Source organism: Halobacterium sp. NMX12-1 (assembly GCF_040435975.1).
Classification (GTDB): Archaea; Halobacteriota; Halobacteria; order Halobacteriales; family Halobacteriaceae; genus Halobacterium; species Halobacterium hubeiense.
Window position 1 is genome coordinate 1,008,975 of the sequence record NZ_CP159204.1, and the last position, 21,156, is coordinate 1,030,130.

Sequence of the window (21,156 nt, forward strand, 5' to 3'; positions counted from 1 at the left end):
GTTCTCCCGCCGGTGCATAAGCGTTCCCGCACCAACGCCTTAGTGGCTGGTCGCCCTCGCCGGTCTCATGGCACTGGACCTCTCCGTACTCCCGTCGCTGGCCGCGGTCGCCGTCCTGCTGGCGGTGTCGGCGTACTTCTCCAGCACGGAAATCGCGCTGTTCTCGCTCACCGACGAACGAATCGCCGCCCTCGCGGGCGAGGACGAACGCGGGCCCGAGCTGAAGCGGCTCCGCGACGACCCACACCGGCTGCTCGTGACGATTCTCGTCGGGAACAACGTCGTCAACATCGCCGTCTCCAGCATCCTCACCGTGCTGCTCGTGACCTACCTCCCGCCCGAGCTGGCGGTCGTCGGGACGACGCTGGTCGCCACGTCGCTGGTGCTCGTCTGCGGGGAGATTCTCCCCAAGTCCTGGGGGCTGGCCAACGCCGAGTCGTGGGCGCTCACCACCGCCCGCCCGCTGAAGTACATCGCGCTCGCGCTGTGGCCGCTGGTCGCGTTCTTCGACGCGATTACGCGGCGGCTCGCCGGCGCGACCGGCGGCAGCCCCCACATCGAGCAGGAACTGTTAGAGGAGGAGTGACGGCGCCGCCGCTGGGCACCGAGAAAGAACGGAAAAGTTGCGACGTTACGACTTCCGGCGCTTGCCGGCGTTCGTGCTCGGGCGGAGGTGTTCCGCGCCCTTGCCGCGGGTCTGCAGGCCGCGAGCGCGCTGCCCGGCGCTGGTCTTCCCGTGGAAGACGCGACCCTGCTGGCTCTCGTCGCAGATCCAGTTGAGGTCGTCGTCGTTCTCGATTGCGCCGTGCTCGGGGTCCAGCAGAATCACTTCGAACCACTTCTGCGAGCCGTCCTCGCCGACCCAGTAGGAGTTCAGCACGCGGAGGTTGACGTACTTCTTGGAGGCACGCTCCTCGGCGATGCTCTGGAGGTTCTTCGCGCGACCGATGCGGTTGACGCCCTGCCGCTTCGTGCGGCGCCCAGCCTTGAACCGGGACTTCCGGGCGGTACCCTTCCGGACGCTGACCCGCGCCACGACGACGCCCTGCTTGGCCTTGTAGCCGAGTTCGCGGGCCTTGTCGAGGCGGGTCGGGTGATCAACGCGGACGATGGCGCCCTGCTTGCGCCAGTCCTGCTTGCGCTGCCACTGGAGCTCGGCGAGCTTCCCGTCGTCGGGGTCCCGCCAGGCTTCCTTGATGTGGGAGTAGAAGCTTCGTGTCATGTGTTGTCCGCGGGCGTTGGGTGGTTCAACTCTCGGTCGCCCGAGAATCACATTCCGTCCCGACTCGCGTCAGGAGCCCGCTGGAGCCCGCTCGCCAGCGAGTTACCCGACGTTCGTCGCGGCGGGGGTTAAGAACTTCGAATCCTACTCCACGTCGAAGTCGAGGTCCGCGCGTTGGAAGCGCAGCCCGGGGCCGTCAGCGCGCTCGACGAGCGTCGCCCCGTCGAACTCCGCCGGCACCGAGAACACCACGACTAGCCGGCCGGACTCCCCGGGCGCTGCGGTCACCGCCGCGCGCTGCTGCTGGAACTGCTGGCTCGCGTTCTCGAAGCGCTGGTAGCCGTAGTTCGTCCCGTTCACCACCAGCGCGAAGTTCTGCTGCCTGACGACGACCTGCGAGTCGCCCGCGGTCACGTTCAACTGCACGACGACGAACGTCTCGCCCTCCGGCGGCTCGTAGGTATTGGCGTCCGTCTGAATCTCGTCCTGCACGCTGACGTCCCACTCCGCGCTCGCGGTCGTGTTCTCGTCGGCGGCCATCGAGAACGCCGTGAACGCGGGCCCGGCGTCGCCCCCGCCACCGCCGCCGACGAACGGCACGAACCCCAACAGCGTGGGGCCCGCGAACACGGCCGCGAGCACGACGACGACCGCGACCACGATGGGGACGACCGGGACGCCGCTGGGCACGCCGCCCGGAATCGGCGGGCTCGGGACGTTGTCCAGCAGGGACCCGCCGTCGCCGTCCGTGAACTGCTCGACGAGGCCCTCGGCGCCCTCGTCGCGGACCGACGACGCCAGCTCGTTCGGGTCGAGGAGGTGGACGTCGCCCGCGTCCGCGGCGCTCCGCGCGCCGGTCGTGAACCGGCCGCGGGTCGCCATCACGCGCACGTCCACGCCCTTCTTGTCGCAGAACGCCGCGAAGTCCTCGACTTCGGAGGCGCCGATCTCGGTGTCCTCGCTCGGCCGGACGCCGATGAGCCCGCGCTTGCCGTTGTCCTTGTCGCCGCCGACGAGGTACGTGCCGTCGTCGTTCTCCGTTACGGACGTCGACCAGCCCTTCTCCTCCCAGAACGCCGCGAGGAACCGCGGGAACTCCGACGCCGGCATCTCCTCGAACATCACGCACCCCTCGCGGTCGGACGCGTACTCTGTCTCGTCATGCAGTCCCCAGGTGTATCGTAATCACCACGGCGCCCCCTCATAAACGGTCGGGTCCGCGGCGCGCCGCCAACAGCAATCCCGCGACGACCGCGAGCAGCGTCGTCGCCGGCGACAGCGGCACGAAGCCGCCCGACGACCCGTTGTTGTTCGCGACCGGCGCCAGCGGCTCCTCGTCGTTCACGCGCAACTCGGGCTGTGTCGTTGCCGCCGTCGTCGCGACGGTCGTCGTGTTGTTCTCCGGCGGCTCTGTCGTGGTCGCCGTCACGGCGGGCGAGATGACCGCGGTGTCCGCGACGGGCGACGACTCGTTCCCGTAGTTGGGGTCGGTGTCGTCCAGCACGCCGTTGCCGTTGGCGTCCGCAATCGCGGTCGCGGTCACGTTCGTCGGCCCGTCCAGCGACCCGTTCAGCGCGACGTCCACGCTCCCGTTGGTCGTCTGCGGGAACGGCCCCGCGGTGCCGACGGTCGTGTCGTTCGCGGTCAGCCGCAGGAACCCGCCCCGCGAGAGCGTCACGTGCTCGACCGTCACCGAGCCGTTGGACACCGTCTGCGAGGGGAACAGCAGTGACGCGTTCGCCGCGGTCAATCGCACTATGTGGCTGCTCTGATCTTCGTAGTTGCGCACCCACAGCGGGAACTCCGTCGGTCGGTCGGCGTCCGAGAAGTTCAGCGTCGTCCCGAAGGTTCCGTTCTGTGCGACCTCGACGTTGTTCTGCCAGAGCCGGGGTTCCGGGGGCTCTTGGAGCGCGCGCACGTTCAACGTCGTCCCCGGAAGTAGGTTCGTTCGCCCCGAAATCTGAATCTCGTCGCCGTCCCACGGCGCGAGCGTGTACCCCGGCTCGGCGTCGAGCGTGAACGACGGCTCCACGATTGTCACCTGTTCGGCCGCTAACGTTCGGTCCTCAGAGAACAGCGCGTTGTCGCTTGCGTCGACGCGCAACTCGAACCCGTACGTGTGGTTCGACCCGACGCCGAGCTCCACCCTGCTGGTGTCCCAGAGCAGGGCGAATTTTCCGGTCCCCTCTCCGAACTGTGCGGCGACACGCAGTTCCGACCCGGTGTACGTCTCCGCGTCCGTGTTCGGCTCGGGATCGAGTTCCCCGACGCGTACCTCGACCCCCTCCTCGGCCAGCCCGTCGACAGTCACGTTGCTCTCGAACGGGGCGTCGTACCCGGTCCCGTTCGTCTCGAGGACGAGTGCCGCGTAGTCGCCGACGACGATGTCTTGGTTCCCGCGCCCGATCTCCTCGTGAGTCTGGACGTCGCCGAGGGCGTTATCGGTATCGTTGCCCCCGAAGTAGTCCCCGGGAAGCCCGCCGGTCTCGGCTGCGAGTTCGGTGTTCTCCCTGACGACGAGTTCGCCGTACGCCCACGTATCGCCCTCGATGGAGACCTCCAGCGTGTACGTCCCCGGTTGGATGGCTTCCTCAAGCGGGGGGTCGTTCATTCTTGCCGCTCCACCGGAGATAAACTCGCCTGCCCGTCGATTAGTGGGTGCGTGTCGAGCTCGACCGTACTCGACCCGCTGCCGTTCAGGGCAACATCGACTTCGAAGCCACCCCCGGAGATGGTGGGGTTCGCGGGCGACGAATGCTCGACCGCTATCGAGGCTGTTTCCCCTCTTGTTATCGTGTAATCCCCGACGGACGCCGACTCCTGTGTGTGGTTGCCGAGACTGCTGTCGCTCCCGCGAGTGCAGTGGCGAGGACAACGAGGGTGGTGACGACGGGGGCGAGGCGTGTGCGGTCCATGCCGATTGCAGTTCGCTCAACCCTTTCCCGCGGTCGTATAAATACCGTTGGATGTAGAGTTAGATACCGGACACGTTCGTGCGCCGCGAGGAACTTTCGCCGCGCTAGAACAGGATTCTATATCGCCAAATAAGATTTACTGGCGTCACGCGGGGAAGTACAGCCGCTGGGGAATCTGTGCGCGAGCGACGCGAACGCGTCAGAATTCGGTGACGGAGCCGAACGAGCCGTCCGCGACCGCGTCCGCGACCGCTGACTCCTCGACTTCGGGGACGTCGCTGGGGTACTTCTGCTGGAAGTAGCCGACGATGTTTCCGACGTCGCGGTCGAGGAGTTCGCGCGCGTTCTCGTGGTCGCTCGGGGTGGCCTGCGGCCAGTCGAACAGCGTCACGCCGTCCTCGCTGACGAAGACGTTGTACTCGCTGATGTCCGCGTGCACGTAGCCCGCCTCGTAGGCGGTCGCCATCTCCCGGAGCACCAGGTCGAGGACGCCGCTGGCCTGCTCGGGCTCCAGTTCCGCGCGCGAGAGCTCCACGCCGTCGATGCGTTCCATCACGATGGCGTGGCGGTTCTGGTCGACCGGCCGCGGGACGTTCACGTCCGGGTACAGCGTCTCCAGGGCGTCGTACTCGCGCTCGGCGGCCTTCCGTGCGGTGTACTGCCAGGACGTGTGCTCCTTGTCGCTGGTGTAGTCGCGACCGCGGTGGACTTCCCGGAACTGCGTGTAGCCCTCGCGGTGGAACTTCAGCGCCATCGGGCGGAACGACTGCACCTCGTAGACGTCGCTCTCCTTGCCGACGCCCAGCGGCGACCCGAACCCCTCGACGGTGTCTCGCTCCGCGAACGCGTGCAACGCGAGGGCGTCGTAGCCCGCGAACGTGAGCTGGACGCCCTCGTACTGGATGGTCTTCCGTTCGAGGAACTCCAGATCGAGCATGCGGTCCAGCCGGTAGTCGACCTCCTCCTGTGTCAGCCGGGAGAACTCCGGGAGCTTCTCGCGGCTGACCCACTCGGAGAACCGCATTCCGTGTTCGACCCCGGAGAGCAGGTGGAAGTCCTCCGGGTCGAGGTCCGCCATCTCGGCGGCGACGTTCCGAACCATTCACCGGAGATAGCGGGCCGGCAGGTAAAAGCTACGCGCCGTGCGGCGAACGCCGCTTCACCGGAGTTGTCGTCCCAGTAGCGTGGTGCGTCCCGCGAGAATTTTGGTGGAAAGAAGCGATTCGGCGACTCTGTGGCCTTCTCTGGATGGTATTCTGTGTTCTGCGAAAATGCAGCCATACGCACGATAAATCATATACCACGATATAGAAGATTCCCGGTGCGGCCGTTCGCGCCACGAGTTCGGCCACAGATTGCCGCGTCGCTCGGTGCGCTCGATGGACACACCGGGCGACCTCCCAGACGCACGGCTTTTTGCCGGCGGCCGCGAACCGCGTGGTATGACGCTGGCCGACCGCGAGTGGCGACTGATTCCCGAGGAGGCCCGCGACGGCCCGATGCAGATGGCCTTAGAGGAGGTCGCCGCGGAGACGGCCGCCGACGGCGGGCCGCGCACGGTCCGCGCGTACCAGTGGTCGCCGTCCACGCTGTCGATGGGGTACCGGCAGGACGCCGCTTCCGTCGATTGGGACTTCGCCGATCGGGAGGGAATCACCGTGACGCGTCGGCAGACCGGCGGCGGCGGCATCTACCACGACGAGTTCGCGGACATCTCTTACAGCATCGTCGCGCCCGCGGACGAACTCCCCGGCGACCTGATGGACTGCTACGAGGTGCTCTGCGAGCCGATTCTGTCGGCGTTCCACGCGATGGGCGTCGACGCCGCGTTCGTCCCCGAGGAACACCCCGCGATTCACGAGTCGGCGTGCTACCTGCGCGCGCTCCACCCCGCCCACGACATCGCCGTGGACGGCCGGAAAATCAGCGGGAACGCCCAGTACCGCACCCGGGACGCGGTCATCCAGCACGGGTCGCTGTCCTACGACCTCGCGCCCGACGCCCACCTCGGCGTGTTCGCCGACCCGGGCGTTGGGAAGACGACAGCGTCGTCTTCCCCAGCCCATCAGAACACGGAGTATTCTGAGGACATCGACGCCGACCGGTTCCGCGAGCGCGTGACGAGTATCCGCGAGGAAGCCGGCATCAGCCGCGAGGAAGCGGTGTCGGCGCTAGAGGACGCGCTCGCCGAGTGGTGCGATGCGGCAGTCGGCGAGTGGACCGACGACGAACTCGAAGCGGCGCGCGAACTCGCCGACGAGAAGTACGCGACCGACGAGTGGACGCGCGAGCGGACCGCTTAGCTGAACCCGAACGTCTCTGTCTCGCCGCCGACGTGTTCCTCGACGGCCTCCCGAATCTCGGCCAGCGGCGGCTGGTCGCGGGTCGGGTCCAGCGGGTGCTCGCCGATCCAGCGGTACCGGACGACGCCGTCGGTGTCCACGAGGAACACCGAGCGCTTCGAGCGCGGCAGCAGCTTCAGCGCGCGGTACGTGACGCCGAACGCGTCCGAGACGGCGAGGTCGGTGTCGGCGTACAGCGGGAAGTCGATGTCGAGGTAGTCGATGAACCGCCGGTGGGTCGCCACGCGGGACTTGCTCGCGCCGACCACGCGCACGTCCTCCGTGGACGTGAACCAGCCGTAGTCGCGGAACGAACACCACTCGTTCACGCAGTCCGGGCTGAAGTCGTTCGTGTAGAAGACGACTAGCACGGGCCGGTCGGCGTAGAGTTCCGACAGCGCTGTCTGTTCGACGCTGTCGTCCGGCTGAACGAGTGGTGCCGCCACGTCGGGCACCTCGTCCCCGACGCCGAGCGCGTCCCCCCGAGTCATACGGTGACAGGAGCGCTCCCGCAGCAAAGGTGTTGCGACGCTTCGAAGCCTCTTTGCCTCCCGGCGCGAACGACAGCGTATGCGAGTAGGCGCACACGTCTCTATCGCGGGCGGCGTCGACAACGCCGTCGAGAACGAACTGGACGTCGGCGGGAACTGCGGGCAAATCTTCACGCACTCGCCGCAGGTCTGGCAGGACCCGAACGTCGGCGACGACGAAGCCGCCGCGTTCCGGGAGGGCACTGACGAACACCTCGACAGCCCGTGGGTCATCCACTCGTCGTACCTCGTGAACCTCTGCACGCCCAAGGACGACCTCCGCGAGAAGTCCGTGGACAGCATGCAGAAGGAGGTCGACGCCGCCGCCAAGCTCGACATCGAGTACGTCAACGTCCACCTCGGCGCGCACACTGGCGCGGGCGTCCAGCAGGGCCTGGACAACGCCGTCAGCGCGCTCGACGAACTCGATATTCCCGACGGGGTCACCGTGCTCGTGGAGAGCGACGCGGGCTCGGGCACGAAGCTCGGCGGCGACTTCGAGCACCTCGCGTACGTGCTGGAGGAGTCCGCCCATGACCTCGGCGTCTGCGTCGACACCGCGCACGCGTTCGCCGCAGGCTACGACCTCTCGACGCCCGAGGCGGTCGCGGAGACGCTCGCGGAGTTCGACGACGTCGTCGGCTTCGAGCACCTCCACTGCGTCCACCTCAACGACTCGAAACACGACTGCGGCACGAACAAGGACGAACACGCCCACATCGGCGAAGGCCTCATCGGCGAGGAAGGGATGGACGCATTCGTCAACCACGACGCCATCACCGACGTGCCGCTCGTGCTGGAGACGCCCCACGAGGACGGCCGCGGGTTCGCGTGGAACATCGAGAAGGTCAGAGAGCTGCGGAACAACTGAGTTCGGCTTGCAGGAGGACCCCGCCGCTTTTGCCGACCCCGGTTTTCAGTGGAGGTGTGCGCCGATTCAGCGCCGACTACCTCGAGGAGACGCGCCGCGGGATGTGGGCCGAGCGCGACGCGCTGGACGCGCTCCGGCTGGGCAGCCGCGAGCGGATTCTCGACGTGGGCTGTGGGACGGGCGAACTCACGGCCGTGTTCCGCGAGGAGTCCGACGCCGAGGTGCTCGCGCTGGACGCTGACGCCGACCTAATCGGGCACGTCGCCGCCGACGAACGCCTCCTCGGGGACGCGACGCGGCTGCCGCTCAGCGGGGGCGTCTGCGACCTCGTCGCGTGTCAGGCGCTGCTCATCAACCTCTCGGACCCCGTGGCCGCGGTGCGGGAGTTCGCGCGCGTCTCCTCGGACCTCGTGGCGGCCGTCGAACCGAACAACGCCGCCGTCACCGTCGAGTCCACGGTCGCGAGCGAGCCGCCGCTGGCGGCGCGCGCCCGCGACGCGTATATCGAGGGCGTGGACACGAACGTCTCGCTGGGCGCGGACGCCGCGGACTGCTTCGAGGAAGCGGGACTGGTGGACGTCTCCACGACGCAGTACGAGCACGTGCAGGCCGTCCAGCCCCCGTACGGCGAGGCTGCGCTGGAGGCCGCCGCGCGCAAGGCGACCGGCGAGCGGCTCGCCGAGCAGCAGCCGACGCTCGCCGCGGGTGGACTCTCCTCGGACGCCTACGACGCGCTGCGCGCGGAGTGGCGCGAGATGGGGCGGGAGGTCGTCGCACAGATGCGCGAGAACGACTACGAGCGCGTCGAGACCGTGCCGTTCTACGTGACCGTCGGCCGCGTCCCCGAGTAACTGCGGTGGGTTTCCGGTTCTCCGAGCTTTATTCGCGTCGGGGATGATTTCGCCGTATGGACGACAGAGTCCGCCGCCACGCCGAGATTCTCGTCGACGACTGCGCCGACGTCCAGCCCGGCGACATGGTCCAGATTCGCGCGTCGAAGGAAGCCGAAGACCTCGTCGTCGCGCTCTACGAGCGGCTCGGCGAGGTCGGCGCGCGCCCCACCCTGACGTGGGGGCTGGCGCGCGCCGCTCGCGCGTACAACCGCGCGATGGACGTCGACGATTACGAGACGAAGGCCCACGAGCTCGCCGCGATGGAGGAGACGGACGTCGTCTTCCTGATTGGCGGGAGCGGGAACGCCTTCGAGAGCAGCGACGTGCCGCCGGAGAAGTCACAGGCCGCGAGTCGCGCGCGCGGCCCGATTCTCGAAGAGCGACTGGGGAAGCGCTGGGTCATCACTCAGCACCCGACGCCCGCGGCCGCCCAGAAGGCCGAGATGAGCACGGCGGCCTACGAGGAATTCGTCTACGACGCAATCAACAAGGACTGGGACGAACAGCGCGAGTTCCAGTCCCAGCTCGTGGAGCTCCTCGACCCCGCCGACGAGGTTCGCGTCGTCTCCGGGGACACCACGGACGTCACGATGAGCGTCGCCGGAATGGACGCCGCCAACGACTGGGGCACGAAGAACATGCCCGCGGGCGAGGTGTTCACGTGCCCGGTGCCGGACAGCGTGGAGGGCGAGGTGCTGTTCGACAAGCCGCTCATCCGGGCTGGCAAGGAGATTCAGGGCGCGTGGCTGGAGTTCGAGGACGGCGAGGTCGTGGACTTCGCCGCCGACCAGAACGAGGACGCGCTGGAAGGCATTCTGAACACCGACGAGGGGTCGCGCCGGCTCGGGGAGCTGGGAATCGGGATGAACCGAGACATCGACCGGTTCACGTACAACATGCTGTTCGACGAAAAGATGGGCGACACCGTCCACATGGCCGTCGGCGGCGCCATCGAGGAGTGTGTCCCCGAAGGCCAGCCGCTCAACGAGTCCGCCACCCACGTCGACATGATCGTGGACATGAGCGAGGACTCCTACATCGAAATTGACGGCGAAATCGTCCAGCGCAACGGGACGTTCAAGTTCGAGGACGGGTTCGAGGAATAGCGTGGTTCGGAACGAACGAAGTGAGTGAGAACCACGGCCAACCGAACGGCGAACGAAGTGAGCCGTGAGGACGGTTTCGTGGACCAGTAATCGCCTACTGCAGTTTCTCTTCGGGTCCGGGGCTAACAGGCGGCACTGAATCCGGCTGGGACTGCCGCACTCCCGCCTCCCCCAGCCGGCGAGTCGTCAGGTCACGCGCCGGGGTGGTCCCGGCTTCGCACTTCAAACTACGTCGCCGCGGACGGTCGCGCCCTCTGCGCGCTCGCGGCGCGCTTCCACGGCGTCGGCGGCGACTTCGGCTTCCTCCTCGTCGGCGCCGAGCATCTCCAGCGCGCCCGCGAGCGTCGGGAAGACGAGTTCGCCGTCCCGGAGCTTCTGGAAGGCGTCGTCGCTTCGCTCGCCGTCCGCCCACAGGCAGACGCCGCGGGGGTCGAGGACGTTCTCGTAGGTTTCGGTCGCTCGCGCGCCTTCGAGGCGCTGGGTGACGTTATCCTCGAAGCCCGCGTTACACACTTCGAGGTGAATCGGCTCGTCGTCGTCCACGAGGTGCGCGCCGAGGCAGCGCTCGGGCGCGACGTGGCCGCTCTCGTTCGCGCGCAGGAACTCGGGGTGGTCGTCGGCCCACGACGCGCGCACGGTCTTTCCGACACCTTTCACGCCGTACTCGCGCTCGAACTCCGCGGCGCGGTCGGCGTCGTCCCCGCGCATCAGAATGTCCTTCGTGAGGTAGACGTCCAGTCGCTCGACGGGGTCGAGGCCGAGCGCGACGTCGCCGTACACCCAGATTTCGCGCACGGGGACCGGCATCTCCTCGCTCGCGACCGTCTCCACGAGCGCCTCCACCCGGTCGACGGCGGCAGTCCTGTCCATCGCGTGTCCGTAGCCCGCGAACGCCGAAAACGGTTCCGCACGCGCCCGTGTCGGGAATCGAAAGACCGACCCGCACCGAGCCCCTACGACGGGTAATTCGGGTCGGTCCGCTCGGACCGACGGTACACCATGCCAGCTACGCAAATCAAAGACCCCGTCCACGGCTACGTCGAACTCGAGCAGCCGCTCGTCGACAACGTCCTCGACCACCGCGCGTTCCAGCGACTCCGCCACGTCCGCCAGCTCTCGGCGACCTACCTCGTCTACCCGGGCGCGAACCACACGCGCTTCGAGCACTCGCTGGGCGTCTATCACCTCGCGCGCACCGTCTTCGAGAACCTCCGCGAGCAGTCGTACTTCTACCGCGACGCCACCACCGCGGAACTCGACGATATCCAGCGCACGCTGGAGTGCGCGGCGCTCCTCCACGACGTCGGCCACCCGCCGTTCAGCCACCTGGGCGAGCGCTTCATCGACACCGACGACCTCCAGCAGCGGCTCGCCGACCGCGGGCTCCACGACGCGTTCGCGGACGCCGGCGTCGGCGACGCGCCGATTCGGGAGGCATCCGCGCACGAACTCCTCGGTTGTCTCATCGTCCTGAAGGAGTTCGCCGACGGCCTCCGCGAGATGGGCGTCGACCCCCACGACGTCTGCGCGCACATCCTCGGATACAGCCTCGAATACGAGCGCGGCGGCCGCTGGCAGCACGGCGTCGCCGCCCAGATTCTGCACTCGCCCATCGACGTCGATCGCCTCGACTACATCACGCGGGACAACCAGATGACGGGCGCGGACGTGCTCAGTTTCGACACCGACCGCATGGTCGGCTCCTACACCGCCCACCCCGAGGAAGGGCTCGCGCTCTCGGACAAGGCGCTCTCGACCATCGGCAACTACCTCGAAGGCCGCATCGCGGTGTACATGTGGGTGACCCAGCACCACAAGTCCGTCTACGCCCACGTCCTCCTCAGCGAACTCCTCGACGAACTCGCCGCGCTCGCCGACGAACCGCCAGTCACCGCCGACGCCGTACTGGACGACGAAATCGACGACAACACGCTCATGGAGCGGTTGCGCGTCGCCGCCAGCGAGCACCCCGACTCCACGCTCGCCGCGCTCTACGACCGCTTCCGGGCGCGCCGCTTCCCCGAGACCTGCTGGAAGCACCGCATCGCGTACGCCGACCGCGTGGACGCGGACTTGGACGCGTTCAGCGACTGGCTGGTCGCCCACGCCGACCGCCTCGAAGCCGACCTCGCCGCCGAACTCGGCGTCCCCGACCACGAGGTCTGGGTCGAGCAGTCCTACGTCCCCGAGTACGAGCCACAGGACCTCGAAGACATCCCAATCGCGTACGGCGGCACCACCCGCTCGGTCGGCGACTGGGGCCTCTACGGCGAGCGCGCGTTCGACCGCCCCATCCCGTTCGTCTACGTCCCCCACGGCGTCGAGACGGAAGCCACCGGCACGCTCGTCGACTGGTTCCACGCCAAGCAGTACGAGCAGGCGTAACGCGGCCGTCCCGCTGCGTTTCCCGTCGAACGCGCTTCTGACGCTGAATCAGGCTAAGTCACCGCTCGCGCTTCTCCGCGACCGATTCCGTGTCCCAGATTCTCGCACAGCAGCCGATTTGCTATCCCGAAATAGGATTTACGCGCCGCGGTGGTTCGGTGAGACGTAACGGTGAAACGCCGGCGCTGCCAACGCGTACGTAATGGATTGCACCAAGTGCGACCGCGAGGCCGTGATGCACGCGGCGTACTCCGGCGCGCACCTCTGCGAGCGCCACCTCTTCGAGAGCGTCGAGCGCCGCGTGCGGCGGCGCATCCGCGAGGACGACATGCTACCCGACGACGCGACGCCCGAAGACCCCGAGACGTGGGTCATCGGGCTCTCCGGCGGGAAGGACAGCGTCGTCCTCACGGACATCATCGAGGAGACGTTCGCCGAAGACCCCCGCGTGGAGTTGGTCGCGCTCACCATCCACGAGGGCATCGAGGGCTACCGCGACGAAAGCCTCGCGGCCTGCGAACAGCTCACCGCGGACCGCGACGTCCGCCACGAGGTCGTCACGTACGCCGACGAGTTCGACGTCGAGATGGACGACGTCGTCGAGGACGACCCGATGGACATGGCCGCCTGCGCGTACTGCGGGGTGTTCCGCCGCGACCTCCTCGCGAAGTACGCCGAGGCCTACGACGCGGACAAGCTCCTCACCGGCCACAACCTCGACGACGAGGCCGAGACCGCGCTGATGAACATCCTCGAGGGGAACGTCGAGCAGGTCGCCAAGCACTTCGACGCCAGCCTCGGGCCGTTCGACGAGCGCACGCCCAAAGACGAGATGATTCCGCGCGCGAAGCCGCTCCGGGACGTCCCCGAGAAGGAGGTCGCGCTGTACGCCCAGCTCCGGGACCTCCCGGTCCACATGGAGGAGTGCCCCCACTCCAGCGAGGCGTTCCGCGGCGAGATTCAGGACCTCCTGCTGAAGTTAGAGGAGAACCACCCGGGCACGCGGCACTCGATTATGGCCGGCTACGAGGAGCTCGCCGGGCTCGCTGCCGACCAGTACAGCGACGAGGACGCGGACGTCGGCGAGTGCGAGGAGTGTGGTGCGCCGACGACCCGAGACCGGTGTCGGAAGTGCGCGCTGGTCGAAGCGGTAAACGCAGTCTGAGAGCGTGCGACACCGCGGCTCCGCGGGCGAACGCTGACTGCAAAAGAACCGGGACGGTTACCGGATGACGTCGAGGCCGTTGTTCTTCTCGACCTCTTCTTTCCCGCCGTCGGAGTGCGCGCCGAACTCGCCGGTCGAGCCACCGCTGTCGTCGACGGCGCGCTGCTTCGCGTCGGCGTCGACGTCCTTGAGCTCCTGCCGGGACTTGTCGGCCTGCTTCTGCGTGCTCGGGCCGAGCACCTGCGCGGACTGCACGCCGGTCATGATGGCCATGACGCGGACCTTGCCCTTGTAGTTCTCCTGGATGCGCGCGCCCCAGATGACGTTCGCGCTCGCGTCCAGCCGCTCGGTGATGTTGTCCGCGATACCCTCGGCCTCCTTCAGCGTGAGGTCCGGGCCACCCGTGATGTGGACGAGGCCGCCGCTCGCGCCGCGGTAGTCGACGTCCAGCAGCGGGTGGTTCATCGCGTCCTTGACCACTTCGTTGGTCTTGTTCTTGTCCTGGGTCTCGCCCACCAGCATCACCGCGACGCCGCCCTGGTTCATGATGGCGGTCATGTCGGCGTAGTCGAGGTTGATGAGGCTGGGCTGGGTGATGGTCTCGCTGATGCCCTTGACGGTCTCGGCGATGATCTGGTCCATCACGGAGAATGCCTTCCCGATGGGGAGGTTGGGCACGTAGTCGAGCAGCCGGTTGTTGTCGAGGACGATGATGGAGTCCGCCTCGTCGCGGAGCTTCTCCAGTCCTTCCTCGGCCTTGACCGTGCGGGCGCGCTCGACGTTGAACGGCGTCGACACCATGCCGACGACGATTGCGCCCTGTTCTTTCGCGATTTTGGAGACGACGGGCGCGGCGCCTGTACCGGTGCCGCCGCCCATCCCGGCGGTCACGAACACGAGGTCCGCGTCGCCGAGCACCTCCTTGATGGTGCCCTGTGCCATCTCGGTAGCGCGCTCGCCCATCGAGGGGTCGCCGCCCGCGCCGAGGCCGTTCGTCAGGGACTTCCCGACGAGAATCTTCGTGTCGGCCTCGATCATCTTGAGGTGCTGCTTGTCGGTGTTGATGGCGACCGTGTCGGCGCCCTCGACGCCGATGTTGTACAGCCGGTTGACGGTGTTGTTGCCCGCGCCGCCCGCGCCCACGATGACGATTCGCGGGTCGCCGAACTCGTCGCCGTCGCCGCTGGCGTCCATCTCGCGTTGCTCGGCTTCGGCGTTGTCGAGGGCGTCCTGAACGATGTCCTGCATCGTTACACCTTCGCCCAGCTGTTCGTGCTGGTCTGCTCGGTTTGTTCGTCTATCATCTCACGGACGGCAGACCGGATCGCCTCGCTGCGATTCGGGAACTTGCCCCGTTCGACCATCTGTTCGACCTCGTCGATCTGCTGTTTCGGAATGCGGAGTGTCACACGCTCCATATTTGGTATCCCCGTTGTGGTAAGACGGCGTTCGACCGCGAGTGTGTCTTACAGAATCGTTCGGCGGGTCATAATCCCGCGCCGTCGTGCGATTCGGTGTAAGACAACCGTCTTACGTACCACTACCCACAGCGTGGCAACGTATATAATTAACGGCGGATGTAAACAAGTGTCTTACCGGTCGAGCGCGTCCGCCGACGCGGTCCGCCGGCCGCAGTGCGGACAGAACGACCAGTCCGCGCGCACCTCGTCGCCGCACTCGCAGAACACGCGGCGGGTCGCCTTCTCGCCGCAGTTCGGGCAGAACACGTGGTCGTCGGACAGCGACTCTCCGCACTGGGCGCAGCTCTGCTCGCGGCTGCGGTCGCCCGCACGTCCACCGCCTTCGCCGTGCGCCGGCTCGCGACCCGGCGCGCGCTGGTCGTCGCGGCGCGGCTCCGCGCGCAGCCCGTCGGCGGTATCAACCGTGATGCGCACGTTTACGTCGCGCTCGCGGCTCCGCACGCCGAGTCGCCGCTCGACGAGTTCGTCGACGCGCTCGGCGACGACGTCGTCGATGCTGTCGTCCGCGTCGGACGCCCCGTCGAGGTGCGCGCGCAGCGCCTCGCGCATGACCTCGCTCTTGGACTCGTCGAGGTCGTCGACGGCGTCCACGAGGTCGTCGTCCGCGCGGAAGGTAATCTTCGACATCTCCGTTCGGTAGTACGTACCACCGCCGGGGACTTCAACCCACCTCATGCGTCTGACGCGCGTCGTCCGTTCCCGAATGGTAACCCTTAAATCCGAACCACGGCCTACGAACGAGTGCATCCGCCCTTAGCTCAGACTGGTAGAGCAGTCGACTGTAGATCGACTTGCCCCCCGTTCAAATCGGGGAGGGCGGACTTCCTCTCGTCGTCTACTCCACGAGACTCGAACGCGTCGTCGCGCGGTCGCGGGTGACGGGTCCTCAGTTCTCGTTTACACTAGCCCACCACAGCTCGGGGACCGCGTCAGCCGCCCGCGCTGGGCGTGGCGCCGCGTGCGCGCAGGCCGGTGTGGATGGCCGGCGTCGCGAAGAAGGCGGAGGTGACGCCAAGCAGGGAGGGGACGACGACGCCTCGAACGGGCGGGAAGAGAGCGGTCAGGGCGAACGTGGCGAGGAAGACGACCCACCCGCCACAGATGACACACGCTTCGTGACGCATACACGCAGTCACATCATGGAGAACACATAAATAGGCCGTCGTGTTCTCACGCCCTGCGACGGGGCTGGCGGTCCGCGCTCAGTCGTCGCCGACGTCCGGCGGCTGGTGGGGCGTGCTGCCCGTGGAGCCGGCGACGTTCTCGCGGAGGTCGGCTTCGATGGCTTCCAGCGTGCGGCCCTTCGTCTCGGGGACCAGCGAGTACGTGAACACGAGCGCGACGGCGCTGAAGACGCCGAACAGCCAGAACGTCGCGGAGGGACCGACGCTCGCGGTGAGAATCGGGAACGACAGCGATACCGCGAGGTTGGCGGCCCAGTTGGCGACCGTCGCCAGTCCTTCCGCGGAGCCGCGGACGGACAGCGGGTAGATTTCGGAGATGAGCAGCCAGAAGACGGGGCCGAGCCCGACCGCGAAGAAGGAGATGTACAGCATCAGGCAGACCGTCGCCGCGATGCCGAGCACGCCGGAGAGCCCGGGGAGGTAGAAGATCACGCCGAGCCCGGCGAGCGTGACGGTCATGCCGCCGGTGCCGACGAGCAGCAGCGGGCGGCGGCCGACGCGGTCCACGAGGCTGATGGCGACGACCGTGATGGCGACGTTGACGGCGCCGATGCCGACCGTCGCGAGGATGGACGCCGTGCTGCCGAAGCCGGTGGACTCCAGAATCGTCGGCGCGTAGTACATCACCGCGTTGATGCCCGTAATCTGCTGGAGGACCGCGAGCCCGACGCCGACGACGAGCGCGGGTCGGAGCCACGGCGCGAGGAGGTCGCGGAGGCTGGTGCCGGACTCGCGTTCGACGGTCTCCTCGATCTCCGCGAGTTCGTCGTCGACGCTCCCCTCGCGGGTGCGTTCGAGGACGCGGCGGGCGTCGTCGGGGCGCCCGTGGCTGAACAGCCAGCGCGGGCTCTCGGGCATCTTGAGCACGCCGACCGCGAGCACGACGGCGGGCACCATGCCGGCGCCGAGCATCCACCGCCACGCGCCGCCGTCCGCGAACGCGTAGTTCACGAAGTACGACGAGAGGATGCCGATGGTGACCATCAGCTGGTGCAGCGAGGTGAGGCCGCCGCGAATCTTCGGCGGCGCGATCTCGGAGATGTACAGCGGGCCGACGACGGAGGCGAAGCCGATGGCGACGCCGTCGACGAGCCGGCCGGCGACGAGCACGGGGACGTTGGGCGCGACCGCCATCAGGAACGACCCCGCGAAGAAGACGACCGCGGACAGCAGGATGAGCTTTCGGCGGCCGATTCGGTCTGCGAGCCGTCCGCCGAGCATCGCGCCGGCGGCGGCGCCCGCCATGGCGCCGCTGACGACGATGCCCTCGACGAGCGGCGAGAGGCTGAACGTGTCGTTGATGAACAGGATGGCCCCGGAGATGATGCCCGTGTCGAAGCCGAACAGCAGGCCGTTGAGCGCCGCCATCGCGGCGACGACGTAGACGAAGCGGGATTCCCCTCCGAGGGTCTCGATGGAGTCTGTGAGTCCCATCGTTGTGTAATGGATTTTTACTACACCTATAAAAAATTCTTCGGGATTTCCTGCGTGCCGGCAACGTCCGAGACCGCCCCCGACGACTACCTGTATTCGGAGTTAGCTGAGCGGAATTTTCGACGAATCTCCCGAAAATATTTGGCCGGGTAGCGCGGAAACACCGCACGTGACACACGTAGTCGCGGGCGACCTCCGGCGGCCACTCGCCGACGCGCTGCCGGACGACGTGGTGACAGTCGACGCCGCGGCAGTCCGCGACAGCGTCGCCAGCGACGACCCGGCCGTCGTCGTCGTGGACGCAGCCACACTCGCCGACCCCGCCGCCGCCGCCGTGGACGACGTCCGCTCGACCACCGACGCCGCGGTCGTCGCCGTCGGCGCGACGACCCTCGACGCCGACGTCGCGTGCGCGGCGACCGACGAAGCGGCCGTCGCGGCCGCCGTCGAGCGCGCCCGCCACATCGCCGCCTACCGGCGCTCGGTGTCGGACCTCTACGAGGCGTGTCGCGAGCGCGCACTCGGCCGGCCCGACGAGGACGTCCGCGAGCGCCGACAGTCCGCCGACGACCAGTTCGCGTCGCTGCCCGACGACCGCGAGGCGTTCGCGGCTGCGCTCCGCACGGAGGCCGACGATGGTTGAGGCGTTCGCCGTCGCCTCCGGGAAGGGAGGCACCGGGAAGACGACGAACACGCTCGCGCTCGGGATGGCGCTCGCCGAGGACTACGACGTGACGGTCGTGGACGCCGACACCGGGATGGCGAATCTCCTCTTCCACGCCGGACTCGCGGACGTGGACGTGACCCTCCACGACCTCCTCGTCGCGGACACCGACGCCGCGGTCTCGGACGCCGTCTACGAGCGCTACGGGATGCGCGTCGTCCCCTGCGGCACGGGCCTGGGCGACTTCCGCGCGGCGGACCCGGCCCGACTCCGCGACGTCGTCGCCGTCCTCGCCGCCGACACGGACGTCCTCCTCTTGGATTCGCCGGCGACGCTGGCGAGCCGCAGCGCCGTCCTCCCCATCGTCCTCGCGGACCGCGCGGTGCTGGTCGTCCAGCCGACGATTCCCGCCATCTCGGACGCGCTCAAGGTCCAGGAGTACGCGACGTCGTACGGCACGGGCGTCGCGGGCACGCTCTACAACAAGGTCCAGGACCCCGAGGCGGTCGAGCGCGTCGCCGCGAAGTCCGGCCGGTACTTCGAGGGCGAGACGCTGGGAACCGTCCCCGAGGCCGAGGCGGTCCGGGCCGCGCGCCCCTCGGCGTCGCCGAGCCGGCCTTCGACGTTGGCCTCCCAGATGCGGGACTTGCACTCGTCGATGAGTTCGTCGTCGCCGGGGAGGCGGTCGGGTTCGCGGACCGCGTACTTGGTGTCGAAGGCGTCCCGGCCGAGCACGCGCTCGCGGTAGACGACCACCGGGACGTCGAAGTCCCTGAAGGGGACGGTGTAGCGGGCGACGCGCTCGGAGAGGAAGCGGTCGAGGTGCGGCGGGTCGGTGGGCAGGTCGGTGACGGCGGGCGCGTACTCGCTGGTGTGCACCACGAGGGAGTCGGCCGCGGCGTCCGCGACTTCGACGCCGTCGTCGAGCGCGAGCGGCGTGAGGTCGCCGAGCCCCCGGAGGTCGCAGAGCACGTGGAACTCGACGCGGCGGCGGGCGGCCCGCGAGCAGTCGGTGAGGCGCGCGACCACGCGGCGGTGTTTCTCCCCGAGGCCGGCGGCGACCCGTTCTCGCGTCCCCTCCCGGGTGCGCGGCCGGGCGAGGTGGGCGTCCGCGAAGTAGTCGGTGACGCGGGCGAGCGCGGTCTCGTCGCCGGTCCCGAGCGGCGGCGTGCGGACGTCGTAGGTGAACTCGACGTCCCGCTCGGCGACGGTGACGACGACGCCGGGGTGGACTTCGTACTGGCTGCGGACTTCGGGTGCGTACCACGCGTCCGTGTCGTCCGGTGGCACCGGCGACGGCACCGCGTGGTCGGCGCGTGCGGATATTACGAGCTACTGGTTCGTTACTAAATTTAAACTTTCACGATTCACACCAAATACGGGTGCGGCGAGTGAACTGTTCGCAAGACCTATACTCCGGACTTCGTAAACGCCGCCAGTGGACCGTAATCGACGCGCCCTCGTCGTCGCCCTCCTCTGCGTGGTCGCGGTGTCGTTGGCGGCCGCGACGCTCGCGAACCCCCAACAGCCCGCCGGTGGCACCGGGTTCGGCGACGGCGGCTCGGACCCCAGCGGCACCGCCACGCAGTCCGGGGACGGCGGCGACGGACTCGACAATCCGACGCCGGCCGACGGTACGGGGCCGCTCGCCCTCCAGCCAGCCTGTGTCCCCGCGCTCGCGTCGCCGGGCGTCGGTTTCGCGCTCCTCGGGTTGGCGCTGTTGCTCGGCTTCGTCGCGTACCGCCGCGACGGCATCGTGCCCGCGGTCATCGTCGTGTTCGTCACGTCTACGGTGCTGTTCCCGGCGTGGTTGCTGGTCAGCGCCTGTGGCGACTTCGGGACCGACTCGCCCACCGACAGCGGTCTCATCCCCGAACTCCCGTCCGGGCCGTCCGCCGGCGGCCAAGCCGGTAGCGGGGGCGGCAGCGAACTGCTGTTCTCGCCGCCGACCGTGCTGCTCGGCCTGCTCGCGGTCGCCGTGCTGCTCGGCTTCGTCGCGTTCCGCGCGACCGGCGACGACGAACCGCCCAAGCGCGAGCCCGTCCCCGAGCCGGCGTCCGAATCCGACGACGAGACGCTCGGTGCGCTCGGCAGCGTCGCCGGCGACGCCGCCGACCGCATCGCCGCCGACGCCGACGTCGAGAACGAGGTGTACCGCGCGTGGCGGGAGATGACCGATCACCTCGACGTCGCCAACCCCGAGACAAGCACGCCCGCGGAGTTCGCGACTGCCGCCAGTGACGCCGGGATGGCTCGCGAGCACGTCGACGAGCTCACCCGCCTCTTCCGGTCGGTCCGGTACGGCGGCGCCGAGGCGACCGAGGACCGCGAGCAGCGCGCGCTGGCGGCGCTACGCGCCATCGAGGCCTCCTACGGGGGTGACGAGTAGTGCTGCGCCGCGTCCTGCTCGCGCTCGGGGTCGCGTTCACCGCGCTCGGGGTCGCGGTCGCGGCCGCGCCCTCGATTGCGACGACGTTGCGACTGCCCGACGTGCCCCGGCTCGTCGTCGCCGTGCTCGCGGTCGTGTTCGCGCTCGCCACTCACGCCGCACGGAAGGCGGTGGACTTCCGCGACCCCGACGAGGCGGCCGTGCGCGCGTCCGGCCTCGAAGACCGCTACGAGCCGCCGCGGCCCGGCGCCGAAATCGACGCGGAACTCGCGCTCGGCCCGCGGGACGGACCATCGAGCGCCGACTCCCGCGTCCGCGAGCGGTTGCGCCTGCTGGCGGTGCGCGTGCTCTCCGACGCCGAGGGGTGGTCCGAGGACGAGGCCCACCGCCGCCTCGACGACGGGACGTGGACCGACGACCGCACCGCCGCCGCGCTGTTCTCCGAGGACGTCGACCCGGCTGCGCGCCACCTCGTCGCCTCGTTCGCGGGCATCGAGTCCACCCGCGAGCGCGAAGTCAGGCACGCGCTCGCCGAACTACAGCGCCGCTCGGGCGCCGGCGTCGGAGGTGACTGA

General features: G+C 68.5%; 22 protein-coding genes and 1 tRNA gene. 12 read left to right on the plus strand and 11 right to left on the minus strand.

Annotated features, from left to right (window positions below; translation table 11 throughout):
- Window positions 1-67 precede the first annotated feature (67 nt).
- Window positions 68-586 carry a DUF21 domain-containing protein gene (locus tag ABSL23_RS06735; protein ID WP_059055620.1) on the plus strand — a complete coding sequence of 173 codons (519 nt, stop codon included), beginning with the start codon at window positions 68-70 and terminating at the stop codon, window positions 584-586.
- Between the two features lie 45 nt (window positions 587-631).
- On the opposite strand, the gene ABSL23_RS06740 is transcribed toward ABSL23_RS06735, so the two are convergent.
- From ABSL23_RS06740 to ABSL23_RS06755, 4 genes are all read right to left on the minus strand, one after another.
- On the minus strand, window positions 632-1,222 hold the full coding sequence (locus ABSL23_RS06740; protein WP_059055622.1) for a 50S ribosomal protein L15e: 591 nt from the start codon (window positions 1,220-1,222) through the stop codon (window positions 632-634).
- Window positions 1,223-1,366: 144 nt separating this feature from the next.
- On the minus strand, window positions 1,367-2,344 hold the full coding sequence (locus ABSL23_RS06745; RefSeq protein WP_059055624.1) for a restriction endonuclease: 978 nt from the start codon (window positions 2,342-2,344) through the stop codon (window positions 1,367-1,369).
- Window positions 2,345-2,423: 79 nt separating this feature from the next.
- Window positions 2,424-3,833 (minus strand): BGTF surface domain-containing protein, encoded by a 1,410-nt coding sequence (locus tag ABSL23_RS06750; protein WP_059055627.1) that lies wholly within the window; start codon window positions 3,831-3,833, stop codon window positions 2,424-2,426.
- A gap of 503 nt (window positions 3,834-4,336) precedes the next feature.
- Window positions 4,337-5,239, minus strand: coding sequence for a serine/threonine-protein kinase RIO2 (locus ABSL23_RS06755; RefSeq protein ID WP_059055630.1), 903 nt, complete (start codon window positions 5,237-5,239; stop codon window positions 4,337-4,339).
- A 340-nt stretch (window positions 5,240-5,579) separates the two neighbouring features.
- Here ABSL23_RS06755 and ABSL23_RS06760 point away from each other — a divergent pair, with 340 nt between their 5' ends.
- Complete coding sequence (locus tag ABSL23_RS06760; protein WP_353635143.1) at window positions 5,580-6,440, plus strand: biotin/lipoate A/B protein ligase family protein; 861 nt, start codon at window positions 5,580-5,582, stop codon at window positions 6,438-6,440.
- On the opposite strand, the gene ABSL23_RS06765 is transcribed toward ABSL23_RS06760, so the two are convergent.
- Entirely contained in the window at window positions 6,437-6,970 is a 534-nt protein-coding gene (locus tag ABSL23_RS06765) for a redoxin domain-containing protein (protein ID WP_059055635.1), read from the minus strand. The genes ABSL23_RS06760 and ABSL23_RS06765 overlap by 4 nt on opposite strands.
- A gap of 79 nt (window positions 6,971-7,049) precedes the next feature.
- On the opposite strand from ABSL23_RS06765, the gene ABSL23_RS06770 reads away from it, so the two are divergent.
- The 3 genes from ABSL23_RS06770 to ABSL23_RS06780 are packed head-to-tail and all read left to right on the plus strand — an operon-like array spanning window position 7,050 to window position 9,879.
- Complete coding sequence (locus tag ABSL23_RS06770; protein ID WP_059055637.1) at window positions 7,050-7,880, plus strand: deoxyribonuclease IV; 831 nt, start codon at window positions 7,050-7,052, stop codon at window positions 7,878-7,880.
- Between the two features lie 56 nt (window positions 7,881-7,936).
- Entirely contained in the window at window positions 7,937-8,731 is a 795-nt protein-coding gene (locus ABSL23_RS06775) for a methyltransferase domain-containing protein (protein ID WP_059055638.1), read from the plus strand.
- Between the two features lie 56 nt (window positions 8,732-8,787).
- On the plus strand, window positions 8,788-9,879 hold the full coding sequence (locus tag ABSL23_RS06780) for an aminopeptidase (RefSeq protein ID WP_059055640.1): 1,092 nt from the start codon (window positions 8,788-8,790) through the stop codon (window positions 9,877-9,879).
- A 222-nt stretch (window positions 9,880-10,101) separates the two neighbouring features.
- On the opposite strand, the gene ABSL23_RS06785 is transcribed toward ABSL23_RS06780, so the two are convergent.
- Complete coding sequence (locus tag ABSL23_RS06785; protein WP_059055642.1) at window positions 10,102-10,749, minus strand: hypothetical protein; 648 nt, start codon at window positions 10,747-10,749, stop codon at window positions 10,102-10,104.
- A gap of 129 nt (window positions 10,750-10,878) precedes the next feature.
- On the opposite strand from ABSL23_RS06785, the gene ABSL23_RS06790 reads away from it, so the two are divergent.
- Together ABSL23_RS06790 and ABSL23_RS06795 are read left to right on the plus strand one after the other, a co-directional pair.
- Window positions 10,879-12,264, plus strand: a complete 1,386-nt coding sequence (locus ABSL23_RS06790) for an HD domain-containing protein (RefSeq protein WP_059055644.1) — start codon at window positions 10,879-10,881, stop codon at window positions 12,262-12,264.
- 202 nt (window positions 12,265-12,466) lie between these two features.
- Window positions 12,467-13,429, plus strand: coding sequence for a TIGR00269 family protein (locus ABSL23_RS06795; RefSeq protein ID WP_059055646.1), 963 nt, complete (start codon window positions 12,467-12,469; stop codon window positions 13,427-13,429).
- 57 nt (window positions 13,430-13,486) lie between these two features.
- Here the strand turns inward: ABSL23_RS06795 and ftsZ are convergent, their stop codons facing one another.
- From ftsZ to ABSL23_RS06810, 3 genes are all read right to left on the minus strand, one after another.
- Entirely contained in the window at window positions 13,487-14,677 is a 1,191-nt protein-coding gene (ftsZ, locus tag ABSL23_RS06800; protein WP_059055648.1) for a cell division protein FtsZ, read from the minus strand.
- A 2-nt stretch (window positions 14,678-14,679) separates the two neighbouring features.
- Window positions 14,680-14,847, minus strand: coding sequence for a ribbon-helix-helix domain-containing protein (locus tag ABSL23_RS06805; protein WP_058981067.1), 168 nt, complete (start codon window positions 14,845-14,847; stop codon window positions 14,680-14,682).
- 174 nt (window positions 14,848-15,021) lie between these two features.
- Window positions 15,022-15,537, minus strand: coding sequence for a zinc ribbon domain-containing protein (locus ABSL23_RS06810; protein WP_059055650.1), 516 nt, complete (start codon window positions 15,535-15,537; stop codon window positions 15,022-15,024).
- 120 nt (window positions 15,538-15,657) lie between these two features.
- On the opposite strand from ABSL23_RS06810, the gene ABSL23_RS06815 reads away from it, so the two are divergent.
- A tRNA-Tyr gene (locus tag ABSL23_RS06815) sits at window positions 15,658-15,731 on the plus strand.
- A 108-nt stretch (window positions 15,732-15,839) separates the two neighbouring features.
- On the opposite strand, the gene ABSL23_RS06820 is transcribed toward ABSL23_RS06815, so the two are convergent.
- Window positions 15,840-16,034, minus strand: coding sequence for a hypothetical protein (locus tag ABSL23_RS06820; RefSeq protein ID WP_059055652.1), 195 nt, complete (start codon window positions 16,032-16,034; stop codon window positions 15,840-15,842).
- Between the two features lie 78 nt (window positions 16,035-16,112).
- Window positions 16,113-17,528: a sugar porter family MFS transporter gene (locus ABSL23_RS06825; protein WP_059055654.1), complete on the minus strand. Its 1,416-nt coding sequence runs from the start codon at window positions 17,526-17,528 to the stop codon at window positions 16,113-16,115.
- Between the two features lie 169 nt (window positions 17,529-17,697).
- On the opposite strand from ABSL23_RS06825, the gene ABSL23_RS06830 reads away from it, so the two are divergent.
- The 4 genes from ABSL23_RS06830 to ABSL23_RS06845 all read left to right on the plus strand — a co-directional run bounded on the left by ABSL23_RS06830 (window position 17,698) and on the right by ABSL23_RS06845 (window position 21,156).
- Window positions 17,698-18,171 carry a hypothetical protein gene (locus ABSL23_RS06830; protein ID WP_353635144.1) on the plus strand — a complete coding sequence of 158 codons (474 nt, stop codon included), beginning with the start codon at window positions 17,698-17,700 and terminating at the stop codon, window positions 18,169-18,171.
- A complete protein-coding gene (locus ABSL23_RS06835) occupies window positions 18,164-18,940 on the plus strand; it encodes an AAA family ATPase (protein ID WP_353635145.1) in 777 nt (258 codons plus the stop codon). Before ABSL23_RS06830 ends, ABSL23_RS06835 begins: the two co-directional genes overlap by 8 nt.
- Window positions 18,941-19,630: 690 nt before the next feature.
- Window positions 19,631-20,581: a DUF4129 domain-containing protein gene (locus tag ABSL23_RS06840; protein WP_353635146.1), complete on the plus strand. Its 951-nt coding sequence runs from the start codon at window positions 19,631-19,633 to the stop codon at window positions 20,579-20,581.
- A complete protein-coding gene (locus ABSL23_RS06845) occupies window positions 20,581-21,156 on the plus strand; it encodes a hypothetical protein (protein WP_059055663.1) in 576 nt (191 codons plus the stop codon). Before ABSL23_RS06840 ends, ABSL23_RS06845 begins: the two co-directional genes overlap by 1 nt.